Origin of the sequence: Thioalkalivibrio sp. ALD1, assembly GCF_000381245.1 — a bacterium.
Taxonomy (GTDB): Bacteria; Pseudomonadota; Gammaproteobacteria; order Ectothiorhodospirales; family Ectothiorhodospiraceae; genus Thioalkalivibrio.
Map to the genome: position 1 here is coordinate 14,511 of NZ_KB906243.1, position 13,604 is coordinate 28,114.

Genomic DNA, 13,604 nt, shown 5'->3' on the forward strand with positions numbered 1-13,604 from the left:
GAGCCCTCTCGCACGTACACGGAACCCGCAAGGAGGACACCATGCACCTGGAAAAAGCCGAAAACGGCGAACTGGTGATCACAATGCCGGAGGCGGAGGCCTCCGATACCCTGGCCACGCTGAAAAAGCGCGCCGATGAACTGGACGAATGCGAAGAACTGACCGAGGCCCTGGAAGAGGCCGGGATCCAGTTGCCCACGCAGCCCGATCACATACGGCACGAGTACATGCCTCCGGCGGACTAACCACGCGATATACGACCCGGCCCGTCCCCGGGCCGGGTGTTTCCGTCAAGCGTTGACGCGCTCCACCGCCCCGCGGGGGTCATCGCACACCTCGAGGATGGTCAGGAAACCGCTGATCTCGAACACCTCGCGTATCGGATCCCCGATCTCGCACAACACCAGTCGCCCCCCGTTCTGCTTGATCTTCTTCGCGGTCATCAGCATCACCCGCAGCCCCGCGCTGGAGATGTAGTCGACATCACCGAACCGAATCACCAGCGAAGGGTGTTCCTCCATCCGCTGGAACAGATGGGCCTCGAATTCCGGCGACGTATTGCTGTCCAGGCGACCGGCCGGACTGACGACCAGCACGCCGTCGATCGTCTCTTCGTTGACTTGCATCGGTTCGCTTTGCCTGTGTTGTGTTGAGTGGATCTCTCGTCCCGCCACTCGCCCAGCGGCAATCGGATCAGACCGGCTGCTTGCGCAGGGTCAGGCGATTGACGCCATCGGCGGAGTGATAGTCGATCTCGTCCATCAGCGTCTTCATGAAGTGGATCCCCAGCCCGCCGACCTGACGCGACTCGATATCACCGTCGAGCTGGGCCTCGGGGGCATCGGTCAGCGGATTGAAGGCCTGGCCATCGTCGGTGACCGTGATCGTCAGTCCGTCGTCCGCCTTGCACAGATTCACCTCGATCGTGTGCTCCGCCTCATCATCGAAGGCATAGGTGATCAGATTGGTCAGCCACTCGTCCAGCACCAGATTGATCGGGTAGACCGAGGACATCGAAATCCCCGCCTCCTCGCAGAACGCTTCCACCTGCTCGGCCAGGTGCGGGATCTCCCGCAATTCAGTCCGGATCCGGAAAGCCCGCTGCATCATGCACTCCCTGATGGCGACCGACGCACGGACCGCCCCGTCGAATCAAAAGGTGTTCGCGACGCTTGCCACGCCCGGCGCGCGCGAGCGCACCAGGCGCTCGACCACGTTCTTCAGGTCCAGCGTCGAACGCGGACACCCCACGCAGGCCCCCTTGAGCCGCACACGCACAGTGCGCCCGTCGAGCTCCACGAACTCGATATCGCCGCCGTCCTGCATCAGGATGCGACGCGCCTCCTCGACAGCCGCGCGCACCGCGTCCTCGTCGATCGGCCCGTCCGCCGGGACATCGGCGGCCTCGCGCTCGGCGAAGGTCTGTGCCCGATCCAGGCGCAGTGCCAGTTCCGGATCGAGCTCCTCGATCGCGTCCAGCTCGTCCTCGCTGTACACATGATCCGGGTCGTCGTTCAGCAGGTGGGAGACATCCACCATCACCTGAGCCTTGTCGGGTCCCGCCATCGTCGGTCCTCCGCGTGATCGCATTCGCGCCAGTATAGCAACGGCCCGTTCCCGACCGGCCCGAAGCCGCACGCGCCAACCGGATTCCGGTGGCGCGACCGGCGGCCAGCGCAGGCGGACCCGCATCCGCCGCAGATCATCGCGATCCATGCGCGCGGCATGCAGCCAGAGCCGCATCAATCGGCCGCCGTCCCGCTCGCGCAGCACCAGCAGGACCATCCCGGCCAGCACCCGGCTGTCGGGCAACAATTCGACCCACGTCACCTGCTCCTGGCGCAGACCCTCGAGTGTCGCCACCCAGGTATCCCCCTCCGGCGTCTGTCCCAGCCAGACCCAGCCCGGTGCCACAGCACGGCGCTGCCACCACCAGCCAACCGCCGCCAGGCCCCAGACCGGCAGCAGCATCCACAAGGGGCTGTAGACCAGCACAAACCCGGAGACGGCGAGGACCAGCAGGATCTGCCCGGCTAGCGTCAGCCGTGGCAGAACGGAGTCAGGGTGCAGTCTCAGCCGCAGCGGCGGCGCGGATCGCCGGGACAAGCCGGGCTATTCCGTCATCCACCGTGGTCTGGCGACCCATGACCACATCCAGCAGCACATTGTCGGGGTAGTCGAGCAGGCGCTCGAAGGCATCGCGACCCTCCTGGTCCAGTTGCGCATATCCCTGCGCGAGAAACTGCCCGAGCAGCCAGTCGTTCTCCAGCATGCCGCGGCGGCAGCGCCAGCGGGTACGGCTGTCGGGTTCCATCAAAGCGATTTCTTCAGCATGGTGCGGCGAATATCGCCGATCGCCCGGCTGGGGTTCAGCCCCTTCGGGCAGACCTGGGTGCAGTTCATGATGGTGTGGCAGCGGTAAAGCTTCCAGGCATCGTCCAGCTGTGCCAGGCGGTGATCGGTGGCCTCGTCGCGGCTGTCCTGGATAAAGCGCGCGGCCTGCAGCAGTGCGGCCGGGCCGAGGAACTTGTCCGGGTTCCACCAGTACGACGGGCAGGCGGCGGAACAACAGCCGCACAGGATGCACTCGTACAGTCCGTCCAGTTCTTCACGATCGTCCGGACTCTGCTTGCGTTCGACCTCGGGCTCAGGGCTGTCGTTGATCAGCCAGGGCTCGGCTCTTCGGTACTGCTCCCAGAAGTTGCCCATGTCCACGATCAGGTCGCGGATCACCGGCATCCCCGGGAACGGGCGCAGCGTGACCGGCGCCTCCAGGTCCGCCAGCGGCGTGATGCAGGCCAGGCCGTTCATGCCGTTGATGTTCATGCCGTCGGAACCACAGACCCCGTGCTGGCAAGAGCGGCGAAAACCCAGGGAATCGTCCTGCTCCTTCAGTAGCAGCAGGGCATCCAGCAGCATCATCCCTGGCTCGACCTGGTCGTCGGGCAGGGTGAAGCGCTGCATCTTCGGCAGCGTGTCCGTCTCCGGGTTGAAGCGGTAGATCGAGAATTCCAATGGTCTCTCCTGTCAGCGTTGCTACAGGTTGCCTATTTCAATCCGGGCCCCTGAATCGCCGCATCCTGCCTCGCACAGCCCAGGGTGCGCAGGGCGCGTTGAGCCCCGCGAAACGCATCCTACGGCCCCGTATTTCGGCACCGGTCGATGATCAATAGACCCGCTCCTTCGGCGGGAACGAGGCCACGGTGTTCGGCTGGGTACGCACCGGCTTGTAGTCCAGGCTGTCGTCCACCAGCGAGTACAGGCTGTGCTTGAGCCAGTGCTGGTCATCACGCTCGGGGAAGTCGATGCGCGAATGCGCCCCGCGGCTCTCCTCGCGCCCCAGCGCGGAACGGATGGTCGCGAGCGCGCAGTCCATCAGGTTCTCCAGCTCCATTGCCTCGACCCGCGCGGTGTTAAAGGTGGCCGAGTGGTCGGCAATCACCGCGTGGTTCAGGCGTTCGCGCAGGGCACGTACCTTCTCCACCCCCTCGCGCATCACCTCGTCGGTGCGGAACACCGAGCAGTGGTCCTCCATTACCTTGCGCAGCTCCCGCCGGAGCGGCTCGATGCGTTCCGCCGTACCATCGCCCGGGTCCTTGCGGTCCCAGCGTGTGAGCCGTGCCATTGCCCGTTCCACCGCGCCCTCATCCAGCGGCCGGTGATACCGGTTCTCGGAAAGGTACTCAAGAATGTGATTGGCGGCCGCGCGCCCGAACACGAGGATATCCAGAAGCGAATTGCCGCCGAGGCGGTTGGCCCCATGCACCGATACACAGGCCGCCTCGCCGGCCGCGTACAGTCCGGGGACTGGATCTTCCGGCGTATCCTTGACCGGCGCGACCACCTGCCCGAGGCAGTTGGTCGGGATACCGCCCATGCTGTAGTGACAGGTGGGAAACACCGGGATCGGGGCTTCGATCGGGTCGATGCCGAGAAAGGTCATGCTCGCCTCGCGAATGCCCGGCAACCGGTGGTGAATCGCGTCTGCGCCAAGGTGGCGCAGATCCAGCAATACGTGATCGCGGTTGCGTCCGCAGCCACGGCCTTCGCGCACCTCGGTGGCAATGGAGCGGCTGACCACGTCGCGCGAGGCCAGGTCCTTCGCCCGCGGGGCATAGCGCTCCATGAAGCGCTCGCCATCGGCGTTGACCAGGAACCCGCCCTCGCCGCGCGCACCCTCGGTAATCAGCATCCCGCGCCCGGCGATCCCGGTCGGGTGGAACTGCACGAACTCCATGTCCTCCAGCGGCACCCCGGCTCGCAGGGCCATCGCCATGCCGTCCCCGGTATTGATCAGGGCGTTGGTGGTGGTGCGGAACAACTGCCCCGCCCCGCCGGTGGCGATCAGCGTGGTCTTGGCCTCGATCACGATCGGCTCGCCGGTCAGGATCTCGAAGGCCAGCACACCGAGCACGAAGCCCTGTTCGTCACGTAGCAGGTCCACCGCGAAGTACTCGTCGAAAAAGTGCGTGCGTGCGCGCAGGTTCTGCTGGTACAGCGAATGCAGGATTGCGTGCCCGGTCCGATCGGCCGCCGCACAGGTGCGCGCCGCCTGAGTCTGGCCAAAGTTCTGGCTCTGCCCGCCGAAGGCACGCTGATAGATATTGCCGTTGTCCAGGCGCGAGAACGGCACGCCGAAGTGATCCAGTTCGTATACCACCTTGGATGCGGCGCGACACATGTACTCGATCGCGTCCTGATCGCCCAGATAGTCCGAGCCTTTCACGGTGTCGAACATGTGCCAGTGCCAGGAGTCCGGCAGCACGTTGGCCAGCGCGGCATTCACTCCGCCCTGCGCGGCCACCGTGTGTGAGCGCGTGGGAAACACCTTGGAGACCACCGCGACCTTGGCATCGCCATTGGACAACTGCAGCGCAGCACGCAGGCCCGCGCCGCCGGCACCGATAATCAGCGCGTCGAATTTGCGCCGGGTCAGGTTCATGCAAGCCCCGTTCGAATCAGGAGGTAGAGGGCCCACAGGCCCAGAAAGATGAGCGCACCCGCGCCAAGGGTCAGCACGGTCAGGCGCAGTGCCAGTGGCTTCGCGTAATCGAGCACGACATCACGCAGCCCGATCCACGCATGCAACAACAGCAGCACGACAAACAGCGAACTGCCCAGCGCCACAGCCGGGTGCCCGACCACCGCCACCCAGGCCGCGTGATCCGCCGGCGGGGCGATCAGGAAATAGCCCAGGGTCACGATCACGAACAGCCCGACATAGACAGCCGTGATGCGCTGCAGCAGCCAGGCCCCCTGCCCCGACAGCAGCCTCACAGGATCAACCCCAGCCAAACGGCGAATGTGGCGAAGATCGCGGCGTACAGGGCATCACGTGCGGTGCGCAGCGAGCCCGCCCGGTCCTCGCCCACACCAAATTCCATCAGCAGAAAGCGAATCCCGGCGAACAGGTGATGCAGCAGCCACCACAGGCCGATCAGCAGCAGCGCCAGCCCAACCGGATGCTGGATGATCGCGGCCACCTGGGCAAAGCCCTCCGGGCTCGACAGCGAGCGATCCAATAGCCACAACAGCACGGGGATGGCGAGAATCAGGAGAATCCCGGTAATACGGTGCAGGATGGAAACCACGGCATTCAGCGGTAGGCGGATCTTGCGCAGATCCAGGAAAACGGGCCGTGCCGGAGAACTCATGCCACCCCCAAAACCGGATGATAAAAAATGTCGGGCTGACACCCTGCAAGAGGTTCGTCTACTATCGACCCGCTTGGTTCAGCCGGTCGCCCGACCTGTGTTGAGCTTACCACCTCAATCCGCCGCCGTGGGTCCCCAAGGCCACAAGCCGAACGGACACACGACGCGCTGCCACGGGAGAGTTTTCGATGCGCGAAGACTGGAAGAATCACCTGATCGACGCCGGGGCCGAGTTCGAGGACGACGACCTCCTGCACTACGGCAACCCCGAGCGCGAACGCCGCATGGCCATCAATGGCGAGGTGATCTGCGACCTGTCCCACCGGGGCCTGCTGGAGGTCCGCGGCGAGGATGCGACCGACTTCCTGCAGGGCCAGTTCGGCAACGACATCACCCAGGTCGATGCCAGCCACAGCCAGATCTCCAGCTATTCCAGCCCGAAGGGGCGCGCCTACGCGGTGTTTCGGGTGCTGCGCACCGCGGACAGCTACCTGCTGGAGATGCCGGCCGACCGCCTGGAGACGATCGCCAAGCGGCTGCGGATGTTCGTGCTGCGGGCCCATGTGGTAGTCGAACGCGCCGACGACTCGCGCATCCACTTCGGGCTTTCCGGCCCCGACGCGGAATCCGAATTGCAAAACGCCCTGGGGGCCTGTCCCGCGAACGTGGACGACGTGGTGGAAAAAGACGGTGTGACCATCGTGCGCGTACCCGGGGTGCACCCGCGCTTCGAGTTGTTCGGCGAGTTCGAGCCGATGCGCAACGCCTGGGACAAACTGAACGTGCGCTCGGGCCCGGTGGGGCCGCGCGAGTGGGCATTGCTCGACATCCTTGCCGGGATGCCGACCGTGGTCGAGGCGACCAGCGAGATGTTCGTGCCGCAGATGCTGAACCTGCACGCGCTGGGGGCGATCAACTTCGAGAAAGGCTGCTACCCGGGACAGGAGGTAGTGGCCCGCATGCACTACCTCGGCAAGCTGAAGCGACGCATGTTCCGCCTGGCGATCCATGCCGCGGAGCCGCCGCAGCCGGGCTCGCCGGTGTTTCGCGCCGACGGCAAGCCGGAGCAGTCGGATGGCGAGATCGTGGCCGCGGAGCTGCACCCGGACGGCCTCTACTCGGCCCTGGCGGTGTTGCAGGTCGCGGCTGCCCAAGGCGAACTGCGCTGGGGGTCACCGGACGGTCCGCCGGCGGAGGTCGTCGACCTGCCCTACGCGGTACCGGAAGGAGCCTGATCCATGCGATTCCTGTTCTTCTTTTTCGTCCTGATCCTGCTGGCGCTGTGGGCGGCCTTCTTCAGCCGCCCCAACAACCCCACGCTGTCCAACTGGCTATACGTGCTGGCCGGGGTCCTCGCCGTGCTGTTCCTGATCGGCTACCTGCGCCTGGACGGGGTGATATAGCGCGGACGCATCACGCAGAGCTCCCTGCGCTATTCGTAGCCCGGGCTATTCGTGAATGTAGTCGACGACCTCGAGCCCGAAACCGCCCAGGCCATGGAAGCGCTTGGGCGCTGACATCAGCTGCATGCGGCCCACACCGCAGTCGGCCAGAATCTGCGCACCGATGCCGTACATGCGCCACTCGGCCGAATTCTCGCGCCCTCCGCGCTCCTCCTGCTGAGGCTGCCCGAGCTGTTCCAGCCGCTGCGCCAGGGCCTCGGCGCTCTCGTGCTTGCGCAGCACCACCACAACCCCCTCGCCGGCCTCGTCGATGCGGCGCAGGGCATCGTCCAGCGGCCAGCCACGATCCGGGCCGGCATAGCCCAGGGTGTCATGCAGTGTGTTTTCCAGGTGCACGCGCACCAGGGTGTCCTGCTCCGGATTCGGCTCCCCGCGCACCAGCGCAAAGTGCAGCTGGTGGTCGACCTCGTCCTGGAATGACAGCAGGCGGAATTCACCATGCGCGGTCGGGAACGGGCGCTCCGAGACCCGCTGAACGGTCTTCTCGTTCTCGATGCGGTAGCGGATCAGATCCTCGATCGTACCCATCTTCAGGTCGTGTTCGGCACAGAAGCGCTCGAGGTCCGGGCGCCGCGCCATGGTGCCGTCCTCGTTGAGGATCTCCACGATCACCGCGGCCGGCTCGGCCCCGGCCAGGCGCGCAAGGTCGCAGCCGGCCTCGGTATGGCCGGCGCGCACGATCACCCCGCCCGGCTGCGCCATCAGCGGGAACACATGCCCCGGCTGGACGATGTCGCCCGGCTGCGCGTTTGGCGCCACGGCCGTGCGAATCGTGTGCGCGCGGTCATAGGCAGAAATACCCGTAGTCACGCCCTCGGCGGCCTCGATGGACAGCGTGAAGTTGGTGCCGTGCACATCGTTGGTGTCGGTCACCATCAGCGGAAGCGCGAGCTGCTTGCAGCGCTCGCGGGTCAGCGTCAGGCAGATCAGCCCGCGGCCATACTTGGCCATGAAGTTGATGTCCTCGGGGCGCACATGCGAGGCGAGCATCAGCAGATCGCCCTCGTTCTCGCGGTCCTCGTCGTCGACGATGACCACCATGCGGCCGGCCTGCAGTTCCTCGAGGATGGTTTCGGTATTGGAAAATTCCATGCGTGCCTTCGGTCGGGGGCCGTGCGCTCAGTCGCGCGGCCCGGGATGATTGGGGAAGCCCTGTTCGGCCAGCCAGGCCTCGGACAGATCGCCGGCGTCCGTGCCCGGCTCCGCCGCGCGTTCGCCCAGCATCAACCGTTCCAGGTAGCGGGCGATCAGGTCGACCTCCAGGTTCACCGGCGTACCCACGGCGTACACAGAGAAGCGGGTCAGCGACCAGGTGTGGGGGATGATGTTGACCTCGAACTCGGCCCCGTCGACCTGATTCACGGTCAGGCTGGTGCCGTCGATGGTGATCGAGCCCTTCGCCGCGATGTAGCGCGCCAGCGCGGCGGGGGCACGAAAGCGCACGCGGGTCGAGCGCGCGTCCGGCTCCATCGCGACCACCTCGCCCACGCCATCGACGTGGCCCGAGACCATGTGGCCGCCGAGGCGGTCGCCCAGGGCCAGCGCCCGCTCCAGGTTAACCCGGTCGCCGGGCTCCAGCCCGCCCAGCGTGGTCACGTTCAGGGACTCGCGCGAGACATCGGCGGCGAAGCCCGCGGCTGTCAGGTCGGTCACGGTTAGGCACACGCCGTTCACCGCGATGGAATCGCCCAGGCGCGTGTCCGACAGGTCCATTCCGGGGGCATCCACGTACAGGCGTACGTCGCCGCCACTAGGCGTCAGGCGATCCAGGCTGCCGAGGGTCTCGATGATTCCGGTGAACATGGGCCTTGTTTCAGTTGCAGGCCGCCCCGGGAGAGGGTGCCGCGAGCCGCCCATCTTAGGGAAACGCGAAGGCGTTCGCACCACACGATGGAGGACGTATGGATTTAGCACCCGACAAGGCACAGGACGATCGGACCATCAGGAGCGCGGGCGGGCCCGCAGGCGCAGGCTGTCGCCGACCCAGCGGCTTTCGAGGATCTCCAGCTCCGCGCGCTCGTCCATGCGCGCCAGCGGCCACTCCACAAGCGGGCGGGCACTCGAGCCCAGCAGCAACGGCGCCTGGTACAACAGCCACTCGTCCACCCAGCCCCCGCGGGCCAAGGCCCCGGCGAGGCCCGGGCCGGACTCCACATGCAGCTCGTTGACCTCGGCCCGCGCCAGTTCCGCCAGCACCTCGCCGAGATCCAGCCCGCCCTCGGGCGAGTCGCTGGCCAATGCGATCGGACGCACGTCCGCGCCGTGCCCGCGCAAGGTATCGGCCGCCGGCGAGCGCGCGGCATCCGGCCCGGTCAGGACCCACACAGGGCCGCTCTTCAGGATCTGGGCGCCGGGGGGCGTGCGCAGACGGGCATCCAGGATCACCCTGAGCGGCTGGCGGGTCGGCAGATCCGAGTAGTGCGGGTCATCGGGGAAGCCGGCCTGGGCGGCCAGCTGGTGCGGTTTCATGCGCACGGTCAGGCGCGGGTCGTCGGCCACCACGGTACCGCTGCCGGTCAGGATCGCCCCGGCGCGCGCCCGCCACAGCTGTACGTCGCGACGCGCCGCCTCGCCGGTAATCCAGCGCGACTCGCCCGAGGCCATCGCCGTGCGCCCGTCCAGGCTCGCCGCGAGCTTGATCCGGACCCAGGGGCGTCCCTGCTCCATGCGCTGGACAAAGCCCGGGTTCAGCGCCCGCGCCTCGGCCTCGAGCACCCCGGTTTCGACCTCGATCCCGGCCGCGCGCAGGGCCTCCATGCCGCCGCCACAAACCTGCGGATTCGGATCCTGCATCGCGATCACGACCCGGGCCACTCCGGCCTGGATCAGCGCCTCGGTGCAGGGTGGGGTGCGGCCGTAATGACTGCACGGCTCGAGCGTCACGTAGACGGTGGCCCCGCGCGCGTCGTCGCCGGCCGCGCGCAGGGCGTTCACCTCGGCGTGCGGCTCGCCGGCACGCCAGTGCAGCCCCTCTCCGACGACCTCGTCATCGCGTACCAGCACACAGCCCACCCGAGGATTGGGATCGGCACTGAAGCGGCCCAGATCGGCCAGCTCCAGCGCCCGCGCCATGTGGAGTCGATCGTCCACCGCCTGCTCGTGTCCCGGCTGTGCCATCAGTCGTCCTCCTGCGAATCCCCCGACGCGGCGGTATCCGTGTCGGAGAGTCCTTCATCGATCAGGCGCAGCTGTGAACGGCGCATCTCCGGCGTCAGGTCATCCTCGAGCCGTTCGATGGCCTCGCGGAAGGATTGCACGCTGGCAAAGCTCAGATAGATGGAGGCAAAACGGATATAGGCCACATGGTCCAGGGCATGCAAGGCCGCCAGGACCATCTCGCCAATACGGTCGGACTTGACCTCGGGGGCCGCCAGGGAGGCGAGCTGGCGCTTGATGTCGTCGATCACGCGCTCGACATCCTCGGTCTTCACCGGGCGCTTGTGCAGCGCCCGGCGCAGACCGCTGCGCAGCTTGTCCTCGTCGAAGGCGACGCGCTCGCCGGAGCGCTTGACCACCCGCGGCAGGCTGAACTCCGCCCGTTCGAAGGTGGTGAACCGCGCCCGGCATTCGCGGCACTCGCGCCGGCGCCGGATCTGTTCCTGCTCCGGGCCGGCCACCCGCGAGTCCACCACACGGGTGTCGTGGGCGCCACAGGCCGGGCAGCGCATGGCAGGCCGCCGCTACGCCGCGTTATTCGGGGGCGCCATAGACCGGGAAGCGGCGGCAGATCTCGACGACCTTGTCGCGGGTCGCGTCGATCACCTGCTCGTTCTCGTGGTCGTCCAGCACGTCGGCGATCCAGCCGGCCAGCTCGCGCGACTCGGCCTCGGTGAAGCCACGGGTGGTCAGCGCGGCGGTGCCGATGCGGATGCCGGAGGTCACGAACGGGGACTGCGGGTCGTTCGGCACCGCGTTCTTGTTGACCGTGATGTTGGCGCGACCCAGCGCGGCGTCCGCGGCCTTGCCGGTCATGCCCTTGGACACCAGGCTCAGCAGGAACAGGTGGTTGTCAGTGCCGCCGGAGACGATGTCGTAGCCGCGCTCGACCAGGACCTCGGCCATCGCGCGGGCGTTGGCGATCACCTGCTTCTGGTAGGTCTTGAATTCCGGCTCCAGGGCCTCCTTGAACGCCACCGCCTTGCCGGCGATCACGTGCATCAGCGGGCCGCCCTGGGTCCCCGGGAAGATCAGCGACTGGAACTTCTTGTTCAGCTCCGGCTGACCCTTGGTGATGATGAAGCCGCCACGCGGCCCGCGCAGGGACTTGTGCGTGGTCGAGGTGACCACGTGGGCGTGGTCGATCGGGTTCGGATATTCGCCGGCGGCGATCAGGCCGGAAACGTGGGCCATGTCCACCATCAGGTAGGCGCCCACGGAATCGGCGATCTCGCGGAAGCGCTTCCAGTCGACCACGCGCGAGTAGGCGGAAAAGCCGGCGACAATCATCTTCGGCTGGTGCTCGGTGGCCAGGCTCTGGACCTCGTCGTAGTCGATCAGGCCCTCGTCGGTGATGCCGTACTGCACCGCGTTGTAGATCTTGCCGGAGAAGTTCGGCTTGGCACCGTGGGTCAGGTGACCGCCGGCGTCCAGGCTCATGCCGAGCACGGTGTCATGCGGCTGCAGCAGGGCCATGTACACGGCTGCGTTCGCCTGCGAGCCGGAATGCGGCTGCACGTTCGCGTAGTCGGCACCGTAGAGCTCCTTGAGGCGATCGATCGCAAGCTGTTCAACGATATCCACGTACTCGCAGCCACCGTAGTAGCGCTTGCCCGGATAGCCCTCGGCGTACTTGTTGGTCAGCACGGAGCCCTGGGCCTCCATCACGCGCGGGCTGGTGTAGTTCTCGGAGGCGATCAGCTCGATGTGCTCTTCCTGGCGCTGCGCCTCCTTGCTGATCGCGCCCCAGAGTTCATCGTCGTAGCCGTGGATGCTCATGTCGATCGAAAACATTCGGATCTCCCGTTTCATTACTTTCGTGGATTCGGTTTCCCGGCGCGCCGACTCACCGGCGCAGGCCAGGGAAGGGGGAAACAAAGACGCGTAATGATAGGGGATGCGGGTCTTTTTTTCAGGCCGGCGCTGCGGCGTCGACCTGCCGGCGGCGGACCGACATGCCGTACCTGAACGACTTTATTGCAATTTTTTCAGAACGATACACCCGACGATCTCATTCGCTAATGCCGCCGTCATCACCGCGTTCGCGACATGGGACACCCTGCTCGCGCCCCCCTTGTCCAGTTTCTTTACACCAACCCGGACTCGAAAGCGGCCAACCCGACTCCAGGTGCACTCCCTTCGCCTGCAATGGCTACATTGATTCAACCACAGTAACAACAGTGTCGTATTTCTTTACGCATCCACTGCGACTGATTCGCGACAGCATCTGGAATATACGGCTATGCGTATGTTTTTCCAAACCGATTTTCCGCACCATCCAACATGGCACCGTTTCTGCTTCGAATTCATATGCAGGAGGACCGGACTGTCCGGAACCGCGCATTTTCCCGGAGGCAATACCCCCGGGGAGGCCAACAAAATGAAACCAACACGATTGACACCCTATTTCGCGAGTGCGGTCTTCTTGCTGGGCCTGGGATTTTCCGGCGCCGCGCAGTCTGCCGTAATTGACCCGTTGCTCGACTGCGCCAACCTGGACGGGGGCGTACAGAATCGCGTGACCACCAACATCGGCTGCCAGATTCTTTCTCCGCTGGGCGGGAATGTGAATGACCCCGTAGGGGGCGACCCCTCCAACTGGATCGTCAACACGGCCGGTGGCACGGGCTTCTTCGGCATCAGCAACTGGCAATACGATGGACGCTGGGAAGACCCGCCGGACAGCAATGGCGATCCCCTGGAATTCGATCCGGCGGACCCGACCCTCAACCTGGTCACTCTGAACGGCCACGCGCAGAGCGGGACCTGGACGCTCGATCCGAGCTTCGTCTACGGCGACCTGCTATTCCTGTTCAAGGACGGCGGCAGCACCAACCTGACCGGCTTCCTGATGACCGGCTTCAGCGGCTCCTACGCCACGCCGTTCACCAGTCCGCCCTTCCCGCTGCCGGGCGCGGGGAATGACAGGGATATCTCGCATGTGAGTATTTACTACCGTCCGGGCGTACCGGTCCCCGAACCCCGTACCCTGCTGCTGCTGGGCCTGGGGCTGGGCTTGCTGGGTATCGTCTTCCGGCGCAAAGCGCACAAGGGCTCGATTGCGGCCTGAGCATCCCCACTGCACAACACGAAGATGGCGCCACGTGGCGCCATCTTCGCGTTCAAGTCTTCTGGCCAGCGATGCATGTGCCCGGCCGCCGCCGGCCATGTCGGGATTTTTTACACCTGAACCCTGATCGTCCGCTGGTCCCTCCGCACCATTCGCTACAACCCGTTGTTTTGAGAACCCAATCACCGCAACACCCCCAAATTGGCATGGACCATGCTTAATTACCTCTCGGTGAGTGATGGCACTTTCGGGCGATGTCGG

The 13,604-nt window shown here is 65.9% G+C and carries 17 protein-coding genes; 4 read left to right on the forward strand and 13 right to left on the reverse strand.

Features of this window, described 5'->3' with window-relative positions; genetic code table 11:
• Positions 1-41 precede the first annotated feature (41 nt).
• Positions 42-245, forward strand: a complete 204-nt coding sequence (locus tag F623_RS0107350) for a hypothetical protein (RefSeq protein WP_018861877.1) — start codon at positions 42-44, stop codon at positions 243-245.
• 45 nt (positions 246-290) lie between these two features.
• Here F623_RS0107350 and F623_RS0107355 read toward each other — a convergent pair whose 3' ends face one another.
• The 8 genes from F623_RS0107355 to sdhC form a co-directional block, all read right to left on the reverse strand.
• Positions 291-626, reverse strand: a complete 336-nt coding sequence (locus tag F623_RS0107355; protein WP_018861878.1) for an STAS domain-containing protein — start codon at positions 624-626, stop codon at positions 291-293.
• A 67-nt stretch (positions 627-693) separates the two neighbouring features.
• The gene (locus tag F623_RS0107360; RefSeq protein WP_018861879.1) at positions 694-1,107 is read right to left on the reverse strand and encodes an ATP-binding protein; all 414 of its coding nucleotides are present in this window, start codon (positions 1,105-1,107) and stop codon (positions 694-696) included.
• Positions 1,108-1,152: 45 nt separating this feature from the next.
• Positions 1,153-2,106 (reverse strand): NifU family protein, encoded by a 954-nt coding sequence (locus F623_RS0107365; protein ID WP_018861880.1) that lies wholly within the window; start codon positions 2,104-2,106, stop codon positions 1,153-1,155.
• On the reverse strand, positions 2,060-2,314 hold the full coding sequence (locus F623_RS0107370; RefSeq protein ID WP_018175480.1) for a succinate dehydrogenase assembly factor 2: 255 nt from the start codon (positions 2,312-2,314) through the stop codon (positions 2,060-2,062). Before F623_RS0107370 ends, F623_RS0107365 begins: the two co-directional genes overlap by 47 nt.
• Entirely contained in the window at positions 2,314-3,015 is a 702-nt protein-coding gene (locus F623_RS0107375) for a succinate dehydrogenase iron-sulfur subunit (RefSeq protein WP_018861881.1), read from the reverse strand. The genes F623_RS0107370 and F623_RS0107375 overlap by 1 nt, the downstream gene beginning before the upstream one ends.
• Before the next feature lie 151 nt (positions 3,016-3,166).
• Positions 3,167-4,942, reverse strand: coding sequence for a succinate dehydrogenase flavoprotein subunit (gene sdhA / locus F623_RS0107380; protein ID WP_018861882.1), 1,776 nt, complete (start codon positions 4,940-4,942; stop codon positions 3,167-3,169).
• Complete coding sequence (sdhD, locus tag F623_RS0107385; RefSeq protein WP_018861883.1) at positions 4,939-5,277, reverse strand: succinate dehydrogenase, hydrophobic membrane anchor protein; 339 nt, start codon at positions 5,275-5,277, stop codon at positions 4,939-4,941. The genes sdhA and sdhD overlap by 4 nt, the downstream gene beginning before the upstream one ends.
• Positions 5,274-5,654 (reverse strand): succinate dehydrogenase, cytochrome b556 subunit, encoded by a 381-nt coding sequence (gene sdhC, locus F623_RS0107390; RefSeq protein WP_018861884.1) that lies wholly within the window; start codon positions 5,652-5,654, stop codon positions 5,274-5,276. Before sdhC ends, sdhD begins: the two co-directional genes overlap by 4 nt.
• Before the next feature lie 188 nt (positions 5,655-5,842).
• On the opposite strand from sdhC, the gene F623_RS0107395 reads away from it, so the two are divergent.
• A complete protein-coding gene (locus tag F623_RS0107395; RefSeq protein WP_018861885.1) occupies positions 5,843-6,889 on the forward strand; it encodes a folate-binding protein YgfZ in 1,047 nt (348 codons plus the stop codon).
• 3 nt (positions 6,890-6,892) lie between these two features.
• The gene (locus F623_RS13490; RefSeq protein ID WP_012983248.1) at positions 6,893-7,057 is read left to right on the forward strand and encodes a hypothetical protein; all 165 of its coding nucleotides are present in this window, start codon (positions 6,893-6,895) and stop codon (positions 7,055-7,057) included.
• A 45-nt stretch (positions 7,058-7,102) separates the two neighbouring features.
• Here F623_RS13490 and ribBA read toward each other — a convergent pair whose 3' ends face one another.
• The 5 genes from ribBA to glyA form a co-directional block, all read right to left on the reverse strand.
• Positions 7,103-8,209: a bifunctional 3,4-dihydroxy-2-butanone-4-phosphate synthase/GTP cyclohydrolase II gene (gene ribBA / locus F623_RS0107405; protein WP_018861886.1), complete on the reverse strand. Its 1,107-nt coding sequence runs from the start codon at positions 8,207-8,209 to the stop codon at positions 7,103-7,105.
• A 27-nt stretch (positions 8,210-8,236) separates the two neighbouring features.
• Entirely contained in the window at positions 8,237-8,920 is a 684-nt protein-coding gene (locus F623_RS0107410; RefSeq protein WP_018861887.1) for a riboflavin synthase, read from the reverse strand.
• Between the two features lie 138 nt (positions 8,921-9,058).
• Complete coding sequence (gene ribD / locus F623_RS0107415; RefSeq protein ID WP_018861888.1) at positions 9,059-10,234, reverse strand: bifunctional diaminohydroxyphosphoribosylaminopyrimidine deaminase/5-amino-6-(5-phosphoribosylamino)uracil reductase RibD; 1,176 nt, start codon at positions 10,232-10,234, stop codon at positions 9,059-9,061.
• A complete protein-coding gene (gene nrdR / locus F623_RS0107420; protein ID WP_018861889.1) occupies positions 10,234-10,785 on the reverse strand; it encodes a transcriptional regulator NrdR in 552 nt (183 codons plus the stop codon). Before nrdR ends, ribD begins: the two co-directional genes overlap by 1 nt.
• Before the next feature lie 22 nt (positions 10,786-10,807).
• Positions 10,808-12,067 carry a serine hydroxymethyltransferase gene (glyA, locus tag F623_RS0107425; protein WP_018861890.1) on the reverse strand — a complete coding sequence of 420 codons (1,260 nt, stop codon included), beginning with the start codon at positions 12,065-12,067 and terminating at the stop codon, positions 10,808-10,810.
• Positions 12,068-12,653: 586 nt separating this feature from the next.
• Between glyA and F623_RS0107430 the strand changes: the two genes are divergently transcribed.
• Positions 12,654-13,343, forward strand: a complete 690-nt coding sequence (locus tag F623_RS0107430; protein WP_026278712.1) for a PEP-CTERM sorting domain-containing protein — start codon at positions 12,654-12,656, stop codon at positions 13,341-13,343.
• The last annotated feature ends 261 nt before the right edge of the window (positions 13,344-13,604 follow it).

What these genes read in the sequence shown, in the direction of transcription:
- F623_RS0107395 (WP_018861885.1), top strand. Translation starts at nt 5,843, where the DNA reads ATGCGCGAAGACTGGAAGAATCACCTGATCGACGCCGGGGCCGAGTTC.
- sdhC (WP_018861884.1), bottom strand. Translation starts at nt 5,654, where the DNA reads ATGAGTTCTCCGGCACGGCCCGTTTTCCTGGATCTGCGCAAGATCCGC.
- sdhA (WP_018861882.1), bottom strand. Translation starts at nt 4,942, where the DNA reads ATGAACCTGACCCGGCGCAAATTCGACGCGCTGATTATCGGTGCCGGC.
- F623_RS13490 (WP_012983248.1), top strand. Translation starts at nt 6,893, where the DNA reads ATGCGATTCCTGTTCTTCTTTTTCGTCCTGATCCTGCTGGCGCTGTGG.
- F623_RS0107355 (WP_018861878.1), bottom strand. Translation starts at nt 626, where the DNA reads ATGCAAGTCAACGAAGAGACGATCGACGGCGTGCTGGTCGTCAGTCCG.
- F623_RS0107430 (WP_026278712.1), top strand. Translation starts at nt 12,654, where the DNA reads ATGAAACCAACACGATTGACACCCTATTTCGCGAGTGCGGTCTTCTTG.
- ribD (WP_018861888.1), bottom strand. Translation starts at nt 10,234, where the DNA reads ATGGCACAGCCGGGACACGAGCAGGCGGTGGACGATCGACTCCACATG.
- glyA (WP_018861890.1), bottom strand. Translation starts at nt 12,067, where the DNA reads ATGTTTTCGATCGACATGAGCATCCACGGCTACGACGATGAACTCTGG.
- F623_RS0107410 (WP_018861887.1), bottom strand. Translation starts at nt 8,920, where the DNA reads ATGTTCACCGGAATCATCGAGACCCTCGGCAGCCTGGATCGCCTGACG.
- nrdR (WP_018861889.1), bottom strand. Translation starts at nt 10,785, where the DNA reads ATGCGCTGCCCGGCCTGTGGCGCCCACGACACCCGTGTGGTGGACTCG.
- ribBA (WP_018861886.1), bottom strand. Translation starts at nt 8,209, where the DNA reads ATGGAATTTTCCAATACCGAAACCATCCTCGAGGAACTGCAGGCCGGC.
- F623_RS0107350 (WP_018861877.1), top strand. Translation starts at nt 42, where the DNA reads ATGCACCTGGAAAAAGCCGAAAACGGCGAACTGGTGATCACAATGCCG.
- F623_RS0107360 (WP_018861879.1), bottom strand. Translation starts at nt 1,107, where the DNA reads ATGCAGCGGGCTTTCCGGATCCGGACTGAATTGCGGGAGATCCCGCAC.
- F623_RS0107370 (WP_018175480.1), bottom strand. Translation starts at nt 2,314, where the DNA reads ATGGAACCCGACAGCCGTACCCGCTGGCGCTGCCGCCGCGGCATGCTG.